General features: G+C 59.7%; 16 protein-coding genes. 11 read left to right on the top strand and 5 right to left on the bottom strand.

Annotation, left to right across the window (positions count from 1 at the left end; all coding sequences use genetic code 11):
- Nucleotide 1 precedes the first annotated feature (1 nt).
- The 6 genes from Q8Q80_RS16590 to Q8Q80_RS16565 all read left to right on the top strand — a co-directional run bounded on the left by Q8Q80_RS16590 (nt 2) and on the right by Q8Q80_RS16565 (nt 7,450).
- Nucleotides 2–370 (top strand): hypothetical protein, encoded by a 369-nt coding sequence (locus tag Q8Q80_RS16590; RefSeq protein WP_305633982.1) that lies wholly within the window; start codon nt 2–4, stop codon nt 368–370.
- Between the two features lie 157 nt (nt 371–527).
- Nucleotides 528–1,076 (top strand): rhodanese-like domain-containing protein, encoded by a 549-nt coding sequence (locus Q8Q80_RS16585; RefSeq protein WP_305633981.1) that lies wholly within the window; start codon nt 528–530, stop codon nt 1,074–1,076.
- A gap of 44 nt (nt 1,077–1,120) precedes the next feature.
- Nucleotides 1,121–2,242: a glutaredoxin family protein gene (locus Q8Q80_RS16580; protein ID WP_305633980.1), complete on the top strand. Its 1,122-nt coding sequence runs from the start codon at nt 1,121–1,123 to the stop codon at nt 2,240–2,242.
- A 141-nt stretch (nt 2,243–2,383) separates the two neighbouring features.
- Nucleotides 2,384–2,935, top strand: a complete 552-nt coding sequence (gene ampD / locus Q8Q80_RS16575; protein ID WP_305633979.1) for a 1,6-anhydro-N-acetylmuramyl-L-alanine amidase AmpD — start codon at nt 2,384–2,386, stop codon at nt 2,933–2,935.
- A 179-nt stretch (nt 2,936–3,114) separates the two neighbouring features.
- Nucleotides 3,115–5,967: a ribonucleoside-diphosphate reductase subunit alpha gene (locus Q8Q80_RS16570; RefSeq protein WP_305633978.1), complete on the top strand. Its 2,853-nt coding sequence runs from the start codon at nt 3,115–3,117 to the stop codon at nt 5,965–5,967.
- A gap of 232 nt (nt 5,968–6,199) precedes the next feature.
- Nucleotides 6,200–7,450 (top strand): ribonucleotide-diphosphate reductase subunit beta, encoded by a 1,251-nt coding sequence (locus tag Q8Q80_RS16565; protein ID WP_371132778.1) that lies wholly within the window; start codon nt 6,200–6,202, stop codon nt 7,448–7,450.
- A 549-nt stretch (nt 7,451–7,999) separates the two neighbouring features.
- Here the strand turns inward: Q8Q80_RS16565 and Q8Q80_RS16560 are convergent.
- Genes Q8Q80_RS16560 through Q8Q80_RS16545 form a run of 4 tightly spaced genes read right to left on the bottom strand, consistent with a single transcriptional unit; the run spans nt 8,000 to nt 13,826 of the window.
- Entirely contained in the window at nt 8,000–10,225 is a 2,226-nt protein-coding gene (locus tag Q8Q80_RS16560) for a TniQ family protein (RefSeq protein WP_305626800.1), read from the bottom strand.
- Entirely contained in the window at nt 10,222–11,148 is a 927-nt protein-coding gene (locus tag Q8Q80_RS16555) for a TniB family NTP-binding protein (protein ID WP_296809746.1), read from the bottom strand. The genes Q8Q80_RS16560 and Q8Q80_RS16555 overlap by 4 nt, the downstream gene beginning before the upstream one ends.
- 15 nt (nt 11,149–11,163) lie before the next feature.
- Nucleotides 11,164–13,140 (bottom strand): Mu transposase C-terminal domain-containing protein, encoded by a 1,977-nt coding sequence (locus tag Q8Q80_RS16550; protein ID WP_305633977.1) that lies wholly within the window; start codon nt 13,138–13,140, stop codon nt 11,164–11,166.
- Nucleotides 13,137–13,826: a Tn7 transposase TnsA N-terminal domain-containing protein gene (locus Q8Q80_RS16545; RefSeq protein ID WP_296809751.1), complete on the bottom strand. Its 690-nt coding sequence runs from the start codon at nt 13,824–13,826 to the stop codon at nt 13,137–13,139. Before Q8Q80_RS16545 ends, Q8Q80_RS16550 begins: the two co-directional genes overlap by 4 nt.
- 544 nt (nt 13,827–14,370) lie before the next feature.
- Here Q8Q80_RS16545 and hxsA2 (Q8Q80_RS19860) point away from each other — a divergent pair.
- The 5 genes from hxsA2 (Q8Q80_RS19860) to Q8Q80_RS16530 are packed head-to-tail and all read left to right on the top strand — an operon-like array spanning nt 14,371 to nt 17,589.
- Nucleotides 14,371–14,676, top strand: a complete 306-nt coding sequence (gene hxsA2, locus Q8Q80_RS19860) for a His-Xaa-Ser repeat protein HxsA2 (protein WP_366937689.1) — start codon at nt 14,371–14,373, stop codon at nt 14,674–14,676.
- A 36-nt stretch (nt 14,677–14,712) separates the two neighbouring features.
- Nucleotides 14,713–15,009, top strand: coding sequence for a His-Xaa-Ser repeat protein HxsA2 (gene hxsA2, locus Q8Q80_RS19855; RefSeq protein WP_366937690.1), 297 nt, complete (start codon nt 14,713–14,715; stop codon nt 15,007–15,009).
- 2 nt (nt 15,010–15,011) lie between these two features.
- A complete protein-coding gene (gene hxsD / locus Q8Q80_RS16540) occupies nt 15,012–15,299 on the top strand; it encodes a His-Xaa-Ser system protein HxsD (RefSeq protein WP_305626805.1) in 288 nt (95 codons plus the stop codon).
- A 5-nt stretch (nt 15,300–15,304) separates the two neighbouring features.
- Nucleotides 15,305–16,762: a His-Xaa-Ser system radical SAM maturase HxsB gene (gene hxsB, locus Q8Q80_RS16535; RefSeq protein WP_305633976.1), complete on the top strand. Its 1,458-nt coding sequence runs from the start codon at nt 15,305–15,307 to the stop codon at nt 16,760–16,762.
- Nucleotides 16,744–17,589 carry a radical SAM protein gene (locus Q8Q80_RS16530; protein WP_305633975.1) on the top strand — a complete coding sequence of 282 codons (846 nt, stop codon included), beginning with the start codon at nt 16,744–16,746 and terminating at the stop codon, nt 17,587–17,589. Before hxsB ends, Q8Q80_RS16530 begins: the two co-directional genes overlap by 19 nt.
- Here Q8Q80_RS16530 and Q8Q80_RS16525 read toward each other — a convergent pair.
- Nucleotides 17,584–17,680: transposase domain-containing protein (locus Q8Q80_RS16525; protein ID WP_305633522.1), on the bottom strand; the 97-nt coding region annotated here is incomplete at its 5' end. The genes Q8Q80_RS16530 and Q8Q80_RS16525 overlap by 6 nt on opposite strands.

The following is a 17,680-nucleotide window of genomic DNA, read 5'->3' as shown; positions in this document are numbered from 1 at the left end:
CATGTATGAAATATGGCTGGCCCTGAACATCGTTTTCGAACTCGCGCTGACCGCATTGCCGTGGATAGGGGGTGCCGCTGCGGTGTGGATTGCGCTCATGTCGGCGGCACTGTTGCGCCGGCACGCCCACTGGCGGGAAGCGCTTCCGGCATCGCTGGTGATCGGAGCAACCTTTGCCGCACTGGCCGTCTGGCTGGTGCCCTTCGTGACCCGGTCTTCGATCAGCGAAATGGGCTACTGGGTCGACTGGGCCAATCTGATCGGCCTGTCGGTGGCTGTCGGCGTGCTGGTGTTCGCTTTCGTCTGGCCCCTGCTGACCGCGGTGTCCGGCCCGCGCCATGACACACACACGCCAGACGCACAGGCATGAAGGCGGCTGCCGGTCCGCTCGGCTCGGTATGCAAGCGTCTGCGGGCCCGGCGCAGAACACCCCGCGCGTTCCGTCGGTGATCGCAGTCACTGGCAGGCACGCGCGAAAGGCGCACGATGAATCCATGCATCCGCACTGACCCTGGAGAACACACATCATGAAAAGACTGCTCCTCGCTGCCGCGCTGTCGCTGGCAACGCTCACCGCATCCGCCGTCGACATGGCGATCTCGGCGGCCGACGCGCACGCCGCCGTGCAGAAGGCCGACAGCAAGGTGCTGCTGGTCGATGTACGCGATCCGGTCGAAATCATGTTCGTCGGCTTCACCGACGCGGCGCACGTGAACATTCCCTACCTGATCGTCGATCGCACGAAGTGGAATGCCGAAAAGAACGTGTTCAAGACCTTCCAGAACCCCGACTTCGCGGCACAGATCAAGGCCGAACTGGACAAGCGCGGGCTGGGCGCCGATGCCGAAGTCATCACCATGTGCCGTTCCGGCAGCGAACGCGGCGAGCCGAGCGCGACCTTTCTGCGCGCCAATGGATTTCCGAACGCGCGCTACGTCGAACACGGCTTCCAGGGGGCGCCGATCAAGGACGGCCCGCAGAAGGGTTTCCGCCTGCAGAACGGCTGGCAGAACTCCGGCCTGCCGTGGAGCATGAAGATGAATCCGGACAAGATGTACCGCAGCGACCGGCCGTAACAAGGGCGCGATAATCGGGCGCTCCTCAATGCTGCCGTTGCCCGATGACCTTCGCCCGCACCCGAACTGTCCTGCTGCATCTGCTGTGGTGCGTGCTGCTGGCCGTGTCCGCGACGGCAGTCCGGGCCGGCGACGCGGATGACACGCTGCATGTCTATGTGCAGCGCGGTTGTCCGCACTGCGCCGAGGCAAAGCGCTTTCTCGACGATGTGCAGTCCTCGGAGCGGCCGGGGCTGCGCATCGTCTATCACGACGTGATTGCCGATCAGGCGGCGCGCGACGAGCTGATCGCGCTGTCGCAGCAGGCCGGCATCTGGCCGCCCGGCGTGCCCACCTTCGTGCTGGGCGGGCGGGTGATCAGCGGTTTCGAAGGCGGGCCGGCGCTGCTCGCCTTCATCGCCGACACCGGCCGGGCCCCGCCGTCCGCCGCGCTCCACCTGCCGCTGATCGGCGAACTTGATGTGGCGCGGCTGGGCCTGCCTGCATTCACGCTCGCACTCGGTCTTCTGGACGGCTTCAACCCGTGCGCGATGTGGGTGCTGCTGTTCCTGCTGTCGCTGCTGGTGCGGCTGCAGGATCGTCGACGCATGACGCTGATCGCAGGCACCTTCGTGCTGGTCAGCGGTGCGGTCTACTTCGCCTTCATGGCGGCCTGGCTCAACCTGTTTCTGGCGGTCGGCCTGACGCCGCTGGTACGCGGCGCACTGGCGTCGCTGGCGCTGCTCATCGGTGCGATCAATGTGAAGGATTTCTTCGCCTTCGGCCGCGGGCTGTCGCTGTCCATCCCCGAGTCGGCCAAGCCCGGCCTGTATGCGCGCATGCGTCGCGTCGTGCAGGCGCCGTCATTGCCGGTGTCGCTGCTGTCGGTGGCCGCGCTCGCCGTGCTGGTGAACCTGATCGAGCTGCTGTGCACGGCCGGCCTGCCGGCGCTCTATACCTCGGTGCTGGCGCAGCATGCGCTGAGCCCGGCGGCGCACTACGGCTATCTGGCGTTGTACATCGCCGGTTACATCGCCGATGACGCGCTCATGGTCGGTACCGCGGTTGCCGCATTGGGCAGCGGCAAGCTCACCGAGCGCGGCGGCCGCGTGCTCAAGCTGGTCAGCGGTCTGGTGATGCTGGCACTCGGTGTGGTGATGCTGCTGCGCCCCGACTGGCTGGTCTGATCAGCCGTCAGGGTCATGTAAAAAATCAACGAATTCAATGGTTGGCGATGTTTGTCGCAGGAGCCTGCCCCGCAGGCGATCCGGCTCGTCAAATTCGAGTTGCCGCGTGCTCAACGTGCGAGTTTCCAAAGGCACCTCCTCTTGACCCACCCCGATCACGTCATCGACGCCGACGGCTGGTGCGCGGGGGCGCGGCGCGTCGATTCACCCAATCGCGATGCGCGGCCGGACGATGCGCCGGTGTCGCTCATCGTGCTCCACAGCATCAGCCTGCCGCCGGGCGATTTCGGCGGGCCGTGGATCGAACACCTGTTCACCAACCGGCTCGACCCATCGGCTCACCCCTACTTCTTTGATATCTCGGCACTTCGGGTGTCGTCGCACTTCGTGGTGCGGCGCGACGGCGAACTGCTGCAGTTCGTGTCCACCCTCGAGCGCGCCTGGCACGCAGGCGTATCGAACTGGCAGGGGCGCGGCCGCTGCAACGATTTCTCGGTCGGCATCGAGTTCGAAGGCTGCAACGTGCTGCCCTTCGAAGCCGCCCAGTACGCGCGCGCTCGCGCGCTGATCGGGGCGCTGCGCCAGCGCCATCCGATTGCCGATGTCGTAGGCCATTCGGATGTCGCGCCCGGTCGAAAGATCGATCCGGGCGCCTGTTTCGACTGGTCGGCGGTCGGTATCCCGCGCCCCTGAAGCGTTTCCTGCGGATTCGCCGCGGACGGAAAAAAGCGCTTGCGGTGTCCGGGTCGCATCACTACACTTAGTAGCTCAAACCGCTTGAACCACTATAGGTAGTGGTCGAAGAGCACACTTCCCCACCTCCAGATTCATTTCGCCGCAGCGTGGCTGCGGTTCTCCAGGGAGATGTACGCATGCAGATCAGCGCCGAACACGGCAGCAACCGTTCACTGTCCGGCACGCCGGACCAGATCAGCCTCGAGTCGTCGGCCGCCGCGCACAGTGCGCACACCGACTACAAGATCATCCGCAGGAACGGTGCCGTGGTGGCGTTCGAGCCGGCCAAGATTTCCATCGCCATGACCAAGGCCTTCCTGGCCGTGAATGGCGGGCAGGGCGCGGCATCGGCACGTGTGCGCGAACAGGTTGCCGCGCTGACCGACGCGGTCGTCGGCGCGCTGCTGCGTCGCCTGCCGCACGGCGGCACCTTCCATATAGAAGACATCCAGGACCAGGTCGAACTGGCGCTGATGCGCTCGGCCGAGCACGACGTGGCCCGCGCCTATGTGCTGTACCGCGAAAAGCGCTCCGCCGAACGTGCGCAGAAGCAGCAGGCCGTTGAGGCATCGACCGAGCAGCCGGTGCTTCACGTGGTCGATGGCGACCGCCGCATGCCGCTCGACCGCGAAGCGCTGCGCACGCTGATCCAGGACAGTTGCGAAAACCTCGGCGACGTCGTGTCGGTCGCCACCATTTTCGATGCCACGCTGACCAATCTGTACGACGGCGTGCCGGTCGATGAAGTGCGCAAGTCGGCCATCCTGGCCGCGCGCTCGCTGATCGAGAACGACCCGGCCTACGGCTACGTCACCGCCCGCCTGCTGCTGCACACGATCCGCGCCGAAGTGCTGGGCGAAGAAACGTCGCAGGGCGCGATGGCCACGGCCTACGCCGACTATTTCCCGCGCTACATCAAGCTGGGCATCGAAGCCGAACTGCTCGACCCGAAGCTGGCGCAGTTCGACCTCGCGAAGCTGGGCGCCGCGCTCGACCACCGCAACGACCTGCGCTTCAACTACCTCGGCCTGCAGACGCTGTACGACCGCTACTTCCTGCACATCCGCGACCGCCGCATCGAACTGCCGCAGGTGTTCTTCATGCGCGTCGCCATGGGCCTCGCGATGAACGAAATCAACCGCGAAGCGCGCGCGATCGAGTTCTACCAGCTGCTGGCCAGCTTCGACTTCATGAGCTCGACGCCGACGCTGTTCAACAGCGCCACGCTGCGCCCGCAACTGTCGTCGTGCTACCTCACGACGGTGGCCGACGACCTCGACGGCATCTTCGAGGCCATCAAGGAAAACGCGCTGCTGGCCAAGTTCGCCGGCGGTCTGGGCAATGACTGGACGCCGGTGCGCGCGCTGGGCTCGCACATCAAGGGCACCAACGGCAAGAGCCAGGGCGTCGTGCCCTTCCTGAAGGTGGTCAATGACACCGCCGTCGCGGTGAATCAGGGCGGCAAGCGCAAGGGCGCGGTATGCGCCTATCTGGAAAGCTGGCACCTCGACATCGAGGAATTCCTCGAACTGCGCAAGAACACCGGCGACGACCGCCGCCGTACGCACGACATGAACACTGCGAACTGGATCCCGGATCTGTTCATGCGCCGCGTGATGGAAAACGCCGAGTGGACGCTGTTCTCGCCGTCCGACTGCCCCGACCTGCACGACCTGTTCGGCCGCGCCTTCGAAGAGGCCTATACCCGCTACGAAGAGAAGGCCGCGCGCGGCGAAATCCGCGTGTTCAAGAAGATGCCGGCGGTCGCGCTGTGGCGCAAGATGCTGTCGATGCTGTTCGAAACCGGCCACCCGTGGATCACTTTCAAGGACCCGTGCAACCTGCGCTCGCCACAGCAGCATGTCGGCGTGGTTCATTCCAGCAACCTGTGCACAGAAATCACGCTGAACACCTCCGACACCGAAATCGCCGTGTGCAACCTCGGCTCGGTGAATCTGGTCGCCCACCTGAAGGACGACGGCCAGGGCAACAAGGTGCTCGACCACGACAAGCTGCGCAAGACCATCCGCACCGCGATGCGCATGCTCGACAACGTCATCGACATCAATTACTACTCGGTCGGCAAGGCGCGCAATTCCAACCTGAAGCACCGCCCGGTCGGCATGGGCCTGATGGGCTTCCAGGAAGCGCTGCATGAGCTGCGCACGCCGTACGCCTCCGACGACGCAGTCGAATTCGCCGACCGCTCGATGGAAGCCGTCGCCTACTACGCCTACTGGGCCTCGACCGAACTGGCCGAAGAGCGCGGCCGCTACGCCAGCTACAAGGGCAGCCTGTGGGACCGCGGCATCCTGCCGCACGACTCGCTCGACATCCTGGCCGAAGAGCGCGGTGGCTACCTCGAAGTCGACCGCTCGGTCACGATGGACTGGAGCGCGCTGCGCAGTCGCATCGCCAACTACGGCATGCGCAATTCCAACTGCCTCGCCATTGCGCCGACCGCCACCATTTCGAACATCATCGGCGTCGACGCCAGCATCGAGCCGACCTACCAGAACCTGTTCGTCAAATCGAACCTGTCGGGCGAATTCACCGTGGTGAACGAGCATTTGGTGCGCGACCTGAAGAAGCTGGGCCTGTGGGACGAAGTCATGGTCGCCGACCTGAAGTACTTCGACGGCTCGCTGTCGCGCATCGACCGCATTCCGGCCGAGCTGCGCAGCCTGTACGCCACCGCCTTCGAAGTCGAGCCGAAATGGCTGGTCGAAGCCGCATCGCGCCGCCAGAAGTGGATCGACCAGGCGCAGAGCCTGAACATCTACATGGCTGGCGCCTCGGGCAAGAAGCTCGACGAAACCTACAAGCTGGCCTGGCTGCGCGGCCTCAAGACCACGTATTACCTGCGCGCCATGGGCGCCACGCACGCCGAGAAGTCCACAGGCCGAGGAGGCGAACTGAATTCGGTGCCGAGCGAAGCCGAACCCAAGTTCTGCGCCATCGACGACCCGACCTGCGAAGCCTGCCAGTAATGCTGCACCTGACCTCTCCCCTCTCCCGCATCAGCGGGAAAGAGGCCGGGGGGTGAGTGGAACCCGCTCCCCTCTCCCGCACCCCGCGTCCGCTCCCCTCTCCCGCATCAGCGGGAGAGGGGCCGGGGGTGAGGGCCGGGGGGGACTGAAAAAATGCCGGCAACGTCCGCCCCGAATACCCGAATCAACCAGAACCCGGTCGCTCCACGCACCGCCCACGGAGAGAACATCCATGCTGAGTTTTGAAGACGACCTGCCCGTGAACGCCCCGCAACCCGGCCTCGGCCTGCGCACCGCCACCGCCGAGCCGGCCACCGGGTTCGCCCCGCGCGCCGGCGCAGCCCCTGTGGGAGCGGCGGCCCGCCGCGATATGTACGCGGACTCCCTGCCGATCACCGCCCCCATCGCCGAACTGCCGATCGCGCCGCGCGCCCCCGCGCCGGCCGCGACCGAATCCACCCGCATGCGCCGCATCCGCGCCGAAGACAAGCGCGTCATCAACGGCGGCACCGACGTGAACCAGCTCGTGCCTTTCAAGTACAAGTGGGCGTGGGACAAATACCTGTCCGGCTGCGCCAACCACTGGATGCCGCAGGAAGTGAACATGCAGCGCGACATCGAGCTGTGGAAGACGCCCAACGGCCTGACCGACGACGAGCGCCGCCTCATCAAGCGCAACCTCGGCTTCTTCGTCACCGCCGATTCGCTGGCCGCCAACAACATCGTGCTCGGCACCTACCGCCACATCACCGCGCCCGAATGCCGCCAGTACCTGCTGCGCCAGGCGTTCGAAGAGGCGATCCACACGCACGCCTACCAGTACATCGTCGAATCGCTCGGTCTCGACGAAGGCGAAGTGTTCAACGCCTATCACGAAGTGCAGTCGATCCGCGACAAGGACGAGTTCCTGATCCCGTTCATCGACGTGCTGACTAACCCGCTGTTCAAGACCGGCACGCCCGAAACCGACCAGCAGCTGCTGAAAAGCCTGATCGTTTTCGCCTGCCTGATGGAAGGCCTGTTCTTCTACGTCGGCTTCGTGCAGATCCTCGCCCTCGGCCGTCAGAACAAGATGACCGGCGCCGCAGAGCAGTACCAGTACATCCTGCGCGACGAGTCCATGCACTGCAATTTCGGCATCGACCTGATCAACCAGATCAAGCTCGAAAACCCGCACCTCTGGACCGTCGAATTCCGCGAAGAGCTCAAAACCCTGTTCCGCAAGGCCGTCGAGCTCGAATACCGCTACGCCGAAGACACCATGCCGCGTGGCGTGCTCGGCCTGAATTCAGCCATGTTCAAGGAATACCTCCGCTTCATCGCCAACCGCCGGGCGCAGCAGATCGGTCTCGACGTGCTCTACCCGGGCGCGGAAAACCCGTTCCCGTGGATGAGCGAGATGATTGATCTGAAGAAGGAGAGGAATTTCTTCGAGACGCGGGTAATTGAATATCAGACGGGCGGGGCGTTGAGCTGGGATTGAGTTCATGAAAAACGTAGATTCTCATTAGAGACGAGAGCAATCTCACTAGAGACGATAACGTCTCATTAGAGACGGTAACGCACACCTCAGGGCGCCTTCGGGCGCCCTTTTTCTTGTTCCCGCTGGATTGAAGAGCGCTCTCATGCGGGAAGGTGTTGCGTGCTCTCGGACCAGCACGACCTTGCTGTCTTTTAGCTGTCTCACTAGAGACAAGAAAAATATCTCATTAAAGACGAGAGTAGTGTGTCTCTGCCGCCCTGCACGGATTTGGGTTCTCGCCTACATGCCGCCATTGAAACCGGCTTTACCTCGGGCCGCTTAACGATTGAGACAGAAGTGGAGTCTCGTTAGAGACAAGAGTGGTGGGGAGTGAGGTCGTCCAGCGGGTAGAGATGAGGGATGACGCGCAGGGGCGCATGCGTCGCCCAGGTACGTGCATTTTGGGCTTCGCGTTCTTGGGGGTGAACGCGTGTTTGACGCTGGTAGGGCGTGTCGGGGAATCTGGAAAGTGACCGCCCGGTTCGCGGTGGAACTGTCAGGGGCGTGGAACTATGCGTTCAACCGCTTCGACACCCCCCTACGAATCGGCTGCACCTCGCCCGCGTTAGCCATCTGGAGCACGTCGTTCCGCCGGAACAGTACCACTCCGTGGATCTGGGTTTCCTTCTCAGGGGCTCGCGTGATCCTGCCGCTTCGTTCTGCATTCAGCAGGTATCGGCTATGCGTATTCAAGAGCGTGCCAGCCTGAGCTGCGCTCATGAATCGCTTCAGGTTCTCGTGAATTCTTGGAATGTCGCTTTGTTGGACGCGGAGCTCGCCTAACGGCGCCACGCACTCAATGAAGCCCGAGTCAATGAAGCGAACGACGAACTCTCGCTTCGTTAAGCCGACCTCTGACGATACGGATTCAATCGTTCGAAGTGAGGCCAACTCATCCTTCAATCGCTTGACGGCAGTTCTTCGGAAGTACTTTCGGTTGTCCGCTTCTCGATTGGGCGGAACTTCTGCAGGCAACTGCCCGGTACGTTGTAAGACTGCGATCTGTTGAGTGTTCATGGCGAGCTCGTCAGCCGCTTCGACGGCCGTCATCCAGACCGTTTGATCGTAGGTCACGCTGCCTGCCGGCTTGCGTCCTGCTCGGGTGGGGTAGTCCTTGAGCGCCTTAACGCGTTGGAGATCAACTTTGGCGATGTCCGAACGGCGAAAAACATTGACCAGGGCGCCATCTACCCTAGGACCGGATACCGGATGGACCCCCACAGCCGCAAGCTTGTCGGATAGTGAGGTTGCTCCGGTAGCCAACTGCGTTGCGAGGCTGCCCACGAACACATACTGTCTATCGAACGCCTCCACGTCGCTAGCGGCGAACATCATGGGTTGCCGAGCTTTCTCACCGGACGGGACGTGGCGGGAGAGCAGTCGGGTCTTTTCTATCCGTCGCACAGCTTCAGGGTAGGTACGGAGGCGCTCAGCCGTCTGTTGCAAGCCCATGAGCTTTTTATCCTTCGCTTGGCTCTCTGCAGTCCCAGACTCCTCCAAGTTGGCCCACGGTACGGCAACGCGGGCACTGCAAGGCAGAGCTCCCTGCACATCCTTAATCTTGATTGACCTCAAAGACGGCAGTCCTTGAGCAATGTTGAATCGATCGACGATTCGGGCGCCCGCATTCATTTCAGCCAACTCATCCGCATATGCCTGAGTGCGCGTTTGCTCGTCAGATCCGTGGCACTCTGAACGGCTGCTCTTCGCAAGCCTCGCCATCAAGGACGATATCTCGTGACTGCCATACCGATTTCTGATGATTGAACTGCGCTCGATGCGGTTCAGGATTTGAGCGGTGCTCAGACTAGTGAGTGTGTTGGGCGTGATGCCCAGGACAGCAGAAGCAGCTCTGCTGTCCAAAAGTAGCAACAGGTCTTCGTCCGCGACCCCCTCCGGGACTGTCCTTGCGCAAGAGATGTCGTAGTCACGGGAGAGGCGTTGGGCAAGATCTTCGGCTGCTTGCCTCGCTGGGGAGTGGATAGCAAGCAAACGAGCGAGCCAAACCCGGGGTAGTAGGTGCGGATAGCGCCTTTGTTGGTGCCGCGCGAATGCGCGGACTCCACGGTCGACGTCCGTAGCAAGAAGTGCTGCGTAGGCGAGCAGTTTCGAACGCTTTACGTAGTCGGGTTCCCGTTCGATCTCGAGAACGCGTACGAACGCCAGCAGGCGGGACACCCAGGCTTGGTCGCCATCCTCCATGGCTCGGTACAGCCTTCGCTCACCAAAGGCGAATGCTCTGGAGCCGGGATTGCTGGATATCCTGGCCTTGCAGCTGCACTGATCAATGCCGCGCTGCCCGGGCCCGTATAGAGATTCGCACTCAGGACACTTACGAATCAGTTTTTGGCCGTGCTTGGCGCAGTACTCGAAGAGCGCAACGCTGGTTTCCGCACGATAGTAGCCATCGGCTGCGCATCGAGGACAAACCGGCTGATAGAAGAACCGGATCAGATCCCCAGGAAATTCCGCATTCAGAATCCGGACCGGCTTGCGGGAAGATATGCTAGGCAGTTCCTGAAAGAAGCAGGCGAGCAGTCGCGCCTGAAGGCGTTCCGGATATAGCTCTACGATTTTTTTCGCGAAATGACCGCTCCGAAACAGAACAGATTGAGCGGGGCTCTTGATCAACCGGTAGATGAACTTGCTTGCCGAAGAGTATCCGTTCTCTTCCGTACAGCGGAGCACGACGCTAAGGGGCGATTCGCCAGGAATGGGCAGCGGCAGATAGTTCATCGGCGCTTTCTAGATAGTGCGAGGCTGTCTTCAGTCATGGTGAACGGGTTGAGGCCTTCCGGAACCAGCGCCCGAGCTATCTGGATGCGTTCGAAGGCTTGCTTGAAGTGCACACCGCTGATTTCTGCGCTCTTGCCACGAAGTGCGAGGTCGGCCGCTTCGACGAATAGATCCTTTGTGGCGCACATGTTGCCGGCAGTGGCTGCGTACATGCGCTGACCGAATTGGGGCGTCTTCAATTCAGCGCTTGGTTGCAACGAGCAATGGTCCTTTAGACGTTTCACAAAGAACACGAGAACCTTGAGGTAGTCGTTGTTCAAGCTGAACTCTGTAAGGGAGCATCTGCGTCGAAATCGCCGTTCGATCTGCTCATCCCCTTCCAGAAGTGGCAACAGGTCTTCCGTCCCGACCAAGATGATGGGCACCTTGGACTCGTTCATCAGATCCTTGACCCAGTTCCGCACGGTTGCGTGGGTTTTCTCCTTTTTCGGATCTACGAGGTGCTGGAATTCGTCAAGGATGTAGAAGCGCGTCTGACACGTCTTCAGGTTCTGAACGAGTCTCTCGGTCAGCTGCGTACGGTTCCCGGAAAGATCTGTCACCTGCAGGCGAATCAGCAGCTTCTGCGCCAAGTCCTTGATCGTCGCAACCCCCGGCACCGCTTGGTAGAACGCCGGAATCACCCGTCGGATGCCCTCGGGTTCCTCCTGTGTCTGGATACGGTGTTGCGCGAGCAAGTGGTTGCAAAGGGTTGTCTTGCCAGTGCCGGCGCGGCCACTTATGGCAAGCGATACCGGCTCGAGTCGGCCGTCATTGAAGCGGAGGACTTCGTTGAAAGCTTCGAGGCACTTCAGCACCTCATCGTGTTGATAGAACACGTCCCGAAAGGCCTCGAGACCGGTTGGCAGCATTTCCAGTTTCATGTTGGTCGTTCTCGATCAGAGGGACTTGAAGATGTCGCCTTCTTCGTCCCAAATATCCTCGACGGTGCTTTGGCCAGGCTTGCTCTCCTCAAAAGAGGGTAGCGTTGCTTCCAGAAGGTTAGTCTGTTCGGAGGGGAGTGCGCTCGCGTCCGGATCGGATGCGAGCTGGCCCTGGTCTCCCGCGGCGCGGAGACGACTTGCCATCTTTTCGTTCTGCATCCGAGCAAATCGCTTTCGGGCTTTCGTCGTCGAGAGATCGAGCTCGTCCCAAAGGCGCTTGCGCGCTTGGTTCAAAAGGATGGTGTTCGTTGCTTCCTTGCCCGCAGCCTTGAGCGCAGTGGTGGCCGCCTGGTGCTCAGTAAACGTGAGCCCCTTTTGGTAACGCGCATCTACGGGATCTGCGCGGACAAGCCGGGTGGAATCTTCAGGATCCACAACGAACACATGATCGAGATCGGTCTCGTCGTAGAGAACTGTCACTCGATCCTTCTCCGGATGCTGTGCGAGTCTTGCCGCCAGATCCGGCAGGGCGGGGCTTGTCCAACACAAATTGAAGAGCTGCACTCGCCCACCGGAAATGGCGCGCTCAACCGACTTGCGGCAAACCATGTCCAAGCCTTCGTCGCGATACCGTGTAGGCGTGTCGAGTTCAGTCGCCTTTTTCCACGCGACTGACGGCGGTATCCCGAGCTCGGAATGCAGGGAGTTGTGGTAGATCTGCTCGAGCCAGGCCGCGAATCGCTCGCGCAATTCCTCGAGTTGAATCCACGCGTTCTTGACGGCCCTGTAGTCACCTCGATCCTGTGGAGAGGAACGGGTCGTTCCATGCATGAGGTGAATGAACGTGGTGTTCATGGTGCGGAAGAACCGCTCCACATGAGGCTTTTCGTTGGGCTCCCGCGGGGAAACGAGGCGGACAGAGGTACCAAATCGCTCTGCCACTTGGAACAGGCTGCTGTTTCTGAATTCGGGGCCGCCATCTACGATGAGCTCAATCGGAGCGCCGCCTGCGAGGCGCCCGTTCTCCGAAGAAAGGGCGTCTTTGTATGCGCGGAGGGTTTTTGCGGCGCAAGGCGGCACAAACGAGAGATCCCACCCCAGAACGCAGCGACTGAATATGTCGATAAGAACGGTCAATACAGGCCGACCTATCGGATCGCCGTTCTCGTCCACTACGATCAGATCCACGTAGTTGCTATCAGACTCGACGCGCTCCAGAACCATCGAAGGTGGATGGATACGCACGCCATGGCGGTGTTTGCGCTTCGCGTACTGCTTTCCGTGGCGATTCAAGTCAGCGTCGTAAGCGTCCAGGGTCGCGACCGTCCGGTAAAACGACGCGCGGGAGGGCGCGCGCAACTTATCCTCAGGGTTTCGCTTGAGATTCTCGCCTTCAATTTCCGCGCACAGCAGGTGATAGATCGCTTGTGCGCTTGGGCGTCGGTCATCGAGGAAGGTTGAACGGAGGATCGATTGGGTAAGCTCGATCACCGTGTGGTTCATGCGGGGCTTACGCTGTCGAGTCCGATGCTCTCGTGTGATGAGGGCCAACGGATTCTTCCCGGCTTCTCGATACTGACGAAGCCAGAACCGTACGCGGGAGATGGAGGGTGGTTTTTCCGACCGCTCCTCTGCGACCCTCTTGATCAGTAAGAGTCCAAGCTCGGTTGGCGCGCGTCCGAGAAGCTCACGTTCAAATGCCTGCACATAGGCGAGGCGGCGCTGATGTGTCGTCGCTTCTTTGTCTGTGAGGTTTGCGGCGTTACGGTAGAGATCTTGCCACTCTGCATGCTCGACAAGCGCTGTCATTCGTCCCCGTGCAGCGAGGTCCTGCCAGCGCAGCAATGGGATATCGCTTTGTCGTTTCGCGTTTACGCCGCGGATGGTGACGACCGCTTGGTCAATCCGCAGCACCTCGTACTCGAATCCCGAATAGAGATAGCGCTCGCCTACCTTGGGCGGCCTGAACTCTTGGTTCGCCAGCGCGCTCATCGTGGCCGTCTCCACACAAGCCAATTCGGACCAATTGGCTTCTCCAGTTCCACCTCTACCCACCCCTCAAGGAGACCCCGTCCGATGTGCCCGAGGTTGCTGGGCATCTGGGCTGCGATTTCCTTCAAAGTTGCTGGCGAGCCGTCTTTAGGCAATAGCGCCAAGAGATCGATGAGTCCTTCTCGGGATACCGTTCGGGCGCGGCCGTACAGATTTCTCAGAGTAGTGATGCGAGGTTCAATACGGATATGGCGCTCTGTCCGAAGCACATACTCGAGATCCATACCGAGAAAGTGTTGCCGTGCAACTTCGATGCGTTGAGCCCGAAACGATTGAGAGGCTCGTGCGTGCGGCTTCACCTCAAGCAGGAAGGCGCGTCCCCCCGTCGGTTGAACTTCAAAGTCAGGCGTGTGATTGAACAGCCCGTGCTCGTCCTCAAGTCGAACGGTCAGCGGCTGTGACCTGTAGCTCTTGATTGCGGGGTCAAACTCAAGAAGCAGGCACATGTCTGCCTCGAGCCGGCCCTCTACAGGGATGACTCGTTGGTTCTTCTCCGACGGGAACTGGACGATGTGGACGCCGGGGCGCCCTCTGCCAATCTTCCGAGCAGGAGTCTTAGACGGCGGCTGCGGCGGGGCGGTGGTGAGGTTGCTGGAAGCAATCTGGTCGTGGCGCATCTTCCACATTACGGAACCCGATGTCCGACCTTGAGGACGCGGAGCAGTCGGTGGATCCGCCCCGTGCTGTGCTCCAAGCTAAAGTTGAGCGGCCAAAGCCCAGTGAGGTACCGCTTGAGCAACGCCACCTAGTTGGCGCACGGCAACCGTCCAACTATTGAGCGTTAGTTCAATTCGGGGGCGGTTCTTGCCATCAGGAGCGTAGCCAACTTGATGCCTGCACTTCCCCGACGGTGCATCATTGGATGTAAGCGTCTGCCCCACCTGCACCCGAGCGGGGGCAATGAGGGATTCCCTGGCGCCTATATCCGCCGCACTCATATCCAAGCGACCGAAGCCGAAGCACTGGACGTGGCATTGAACGATCTAGCGGGCGCGCTGCACAGGCACATGAGCCGTCATGAACTATAGGAACCCCGGATAGAGCGCAACTTCCTCGAACTCTCGTGCGCAGAGTATTTAGAAGAGTACCGGCGTGGTGGTACAACATTAACCGGAATTGATTTATGCTAACGTAGAGCAGTAGGTCGAAGCGGTTTTAGGGGGGATAGAAATGAAGTTCAAGTTCTTGGTGCCGGTTGCTGGCCTTGTTGCAGCCATAGCGAATCAGTACGCGAGTGCTGCTATCGAGAACACGGAGCCTTCGAGTACCCCTGTCGCGGCCGGCCTGACTGACGCACCAACGACCCTTGCACTCACTCATGGTGGGGAGCAACTGGTTCGAGCTGGTGATGACAACTACTCTTTCATTCTTAAGCGGGCCGCTTCTGGCGAGATGATGGCTTGGCATCAATCACATGCGTCTCACGCGTCTCACGCGTCGCACAGCTCGCATAGTTCGCATCGATCGGGGTTCTAATTCTTGCCTTGGCAGTGATCTTTGGCTGGAGAGCGTGTGAAAAAATCACATAAGTTTCTCGTGCCCGTTGCTCTGTTAGCAAGTGGGATTCTCTCCGCTTACGCTAAGCAGGCGCCTAAGGGGACGGATCTGGCGGTGCCTTACGCCCCGTCCGTTGATAATCACGTCCTCAACCTGGTTGGCACTACCGAGACCGTGGCTATCCACTCGGACGGGGAGGTTTTCGACTTTGTTCTGAAGCGGGCCGACACTGGTCAGATGATGGCCTACCATCGCTCGCATCGATCGCACTCCTCACATCGATCGCACTCCTCACATCGATCGGGCTACTAAAAGTGTTAGAGCGCGTGATCTCGTTTGATCCTGCCGCCTACAGCCTCGAAACGATTCAGAGGGCGGCATACCGCTACATTGACAAGTTCAGCATTGGATTCAATGTCAAAGAGGCCTCCATCGATTGCATTTTGCAGTTCGATAAAGAGGTCGATGACCTTGACGGAGTGATTCAGGACTTCCGTAAGGAGGTGCTGGACCAGCATCTTCGTGCCCGAATCGCAAAAGAAACAGAATCCATTCGCCACCTGATACTGGCCCACGCCTTTTCTCGCACCGGCTTGGTGTAAGACCCATGAGCAAGTTTTTACCGCCAGAGTCTTTTGCGGCTACTGGCGCCTACGACCTATTGCCCTTCAACTTTACGCGGCTTGAGGGTGACAGCTATTTAGCCACCAATATGGTCGGGGAGTCATTGATCGTAGATCGTAGTACGCTCGATGATCTCGTAAATAAGCGCCTTGCTCCTTCTCACCCAAGTTATACGGATGCTCGAGCGAAACACTTGATCGCTGAGAAAGGAGACAAAGCATCAGCTGAATTACTGGCGTTGAAGACACGCACCCGATATCAGCGACTTCAGAACTTCACGAATCTTCATATGTTCGTCACCACGCTAAGGTGCGATCATAGTTGTCAGTATTGTCAAGTCTCCCGGCAGTCAGAAGACAAAGGGGCTTTTGACATGACCCTGGAGATGGCCGATAAATCTCTGGATATGGTATTCCGATCTCCGTCGAAGGCGGTCAAGATCGAGTTCCAGGGTGGAGAGCCTCTGCTCAATTTCGATCTAATCCGCTATATCGTATCAAAGGCAAAGGTGCGAGCGGCGGCAGAGGGACGAGATCTTGAAATTGTGATTGCTACCACATTGTCGCTGGCAACCACCGAGATTCTCGAGTATTGCCGAGACAATCATATCCTGCTCTCGGTATCACTAGACGGTCCTAGCGATCTTCACAACAAAAACCGCCCCCGCCCCGGAAAAGATAGCTACCAACGGTTTGTCGCAAACCTACAAGCGGCTCGGGAAATCGTTGGGTATGATCGCGTGTCTGCACTAATGACAACGACGTTAGCGAGCCTGCCGCGAGTTCGAGAGATTGTCGATGAATACGTTGGGTTAGGGTTCGAGGGTATCTTCCTACGGGCTTTGTCGCCCTACGGATTCGCGGTGAAGACGAGGGTTTACGCCGCCTACGATACTGAGCAATGGTTGAAGTTCTACAAGGATGGCCTTCAGTACATCATCGAACTTAACCAAGCTGGGATTCCGTTCAGGGAGTACTACACGACGCTGATCCTGCAAAAGATGTTCACGTGTGCTGACCCAGGTTTCGTTGATTTAATGAATCCTGCCGGGATCGGGATTGCAGCAGTCGTCTTCAACTATGACGGGAGCGTCTACGCCTCTGATGAGAGTCGAATGTTGGCGGAGATGAAGGATCAAACCTTCCGCCTAGGTTCGGTTCTTGAGAACACATACGAAGAGATATTCTTGAACGAGAAGCTCCTCAGCACCTTAGAGGAGTCTTTCACCTTGTCCGCACCCATGTGCTCGGAATGTGCCTTCGAGCCCTTTTGTGGAGCAGATCCGGTTTTTTCCCATGCCGTTTACGGAGATGTGGTGGGCCGAAAACCGGCATCTGACTTCTGCAAACGTAATATGGCCATCTTTCGCCACCTTATCCAACTCATGCGGGAGGACAGGGAAGTTGAGGCGTTATTCCGTCGTTGGAGCGCATTGTGCTGAAGCTTGGCGGGAAGGTGATCCGAATTGAGGTTGCGGGCGGAGCTACAGAAGTTCCAAAGGGCGATAGAACTCTCGTCGTGATCTCAACTAACCCACGGCTCCCTAGGTCATTGAGAGAGCGGTCCGCCTATCTTGTTCGGGCAGGAGTCACGGAGATTCCCAGCGGCTTTGGCCATTACTTACAGATTGGCGAGGCGGCCAAAATCGATTTCGGCGAGTTAGAAAACTGGCAGAGGGTAACGTCTTTGTCTGACGACTTCTCCTACTTGGAGGATGGCGACATTATTCGCCTAAACTCTGCGCGTGGAGAAATCAGGGTCCTTTACCGGAAGAGCAGTCCTCACAACACCATCATGGTTACGGAGCAATGCCAGCATTATTGCCTGATGTGTTCGCAGCCGCCAAAGGAAGTCGATGACAGTTGGCTTCTCGATGAAGCCAACGAGTTAATTCGCATTATGCCCAGGGGGACAGGGGAGTTGGGCTTCTCAGGGGGCGAACCAACGCTATTTGGCGAGCGCTTCTTGGAAACGCTCCGACTGACTAAGGCTCTACACCCTGGAACCTCTATTCACATTCTGTCGAATGGCCGTCTTTTTGCGGATCGACGCTTCGCCGCAGACTATGCTCAGATTCGGCATCCTGACATGATGGTTGGTATTCCCATTTATTCGGATGATCCCGCTACACACGACTACGTCGTGCAGGCGAAGGGAGCCTTCGACGAAACCCTGCGAGGTATCCTAAATCTAAAAGAGTTTGGTCAGAAGGTCGAATGTAAGCGTCCAGCCGTTCCACCTGGCAGTCGCGAGGTGAGCGTGTTATGACAGGCGCGCGATTGGGAGCAGAGAATCGATGTCGCTGTTGCGGCAAGTCGGAAGTTTCTCCAGGGTGTCGCGCAGCCAAGCGGCCGGATCG

The sequence above is a fragment of the Methyloversatilis sp. genome, from assembly GCF_030698125.1.
Taxonomy (GTDB): domain Bacteria; phylum Pseudomonadota; class Gammaproteobacteria; order Burkholderiales; family Rhodocyclaceae; genus Methyloversatilis.
This window is presented reverse-complemented; position numbering and strand designations above follow the sequence as displayed.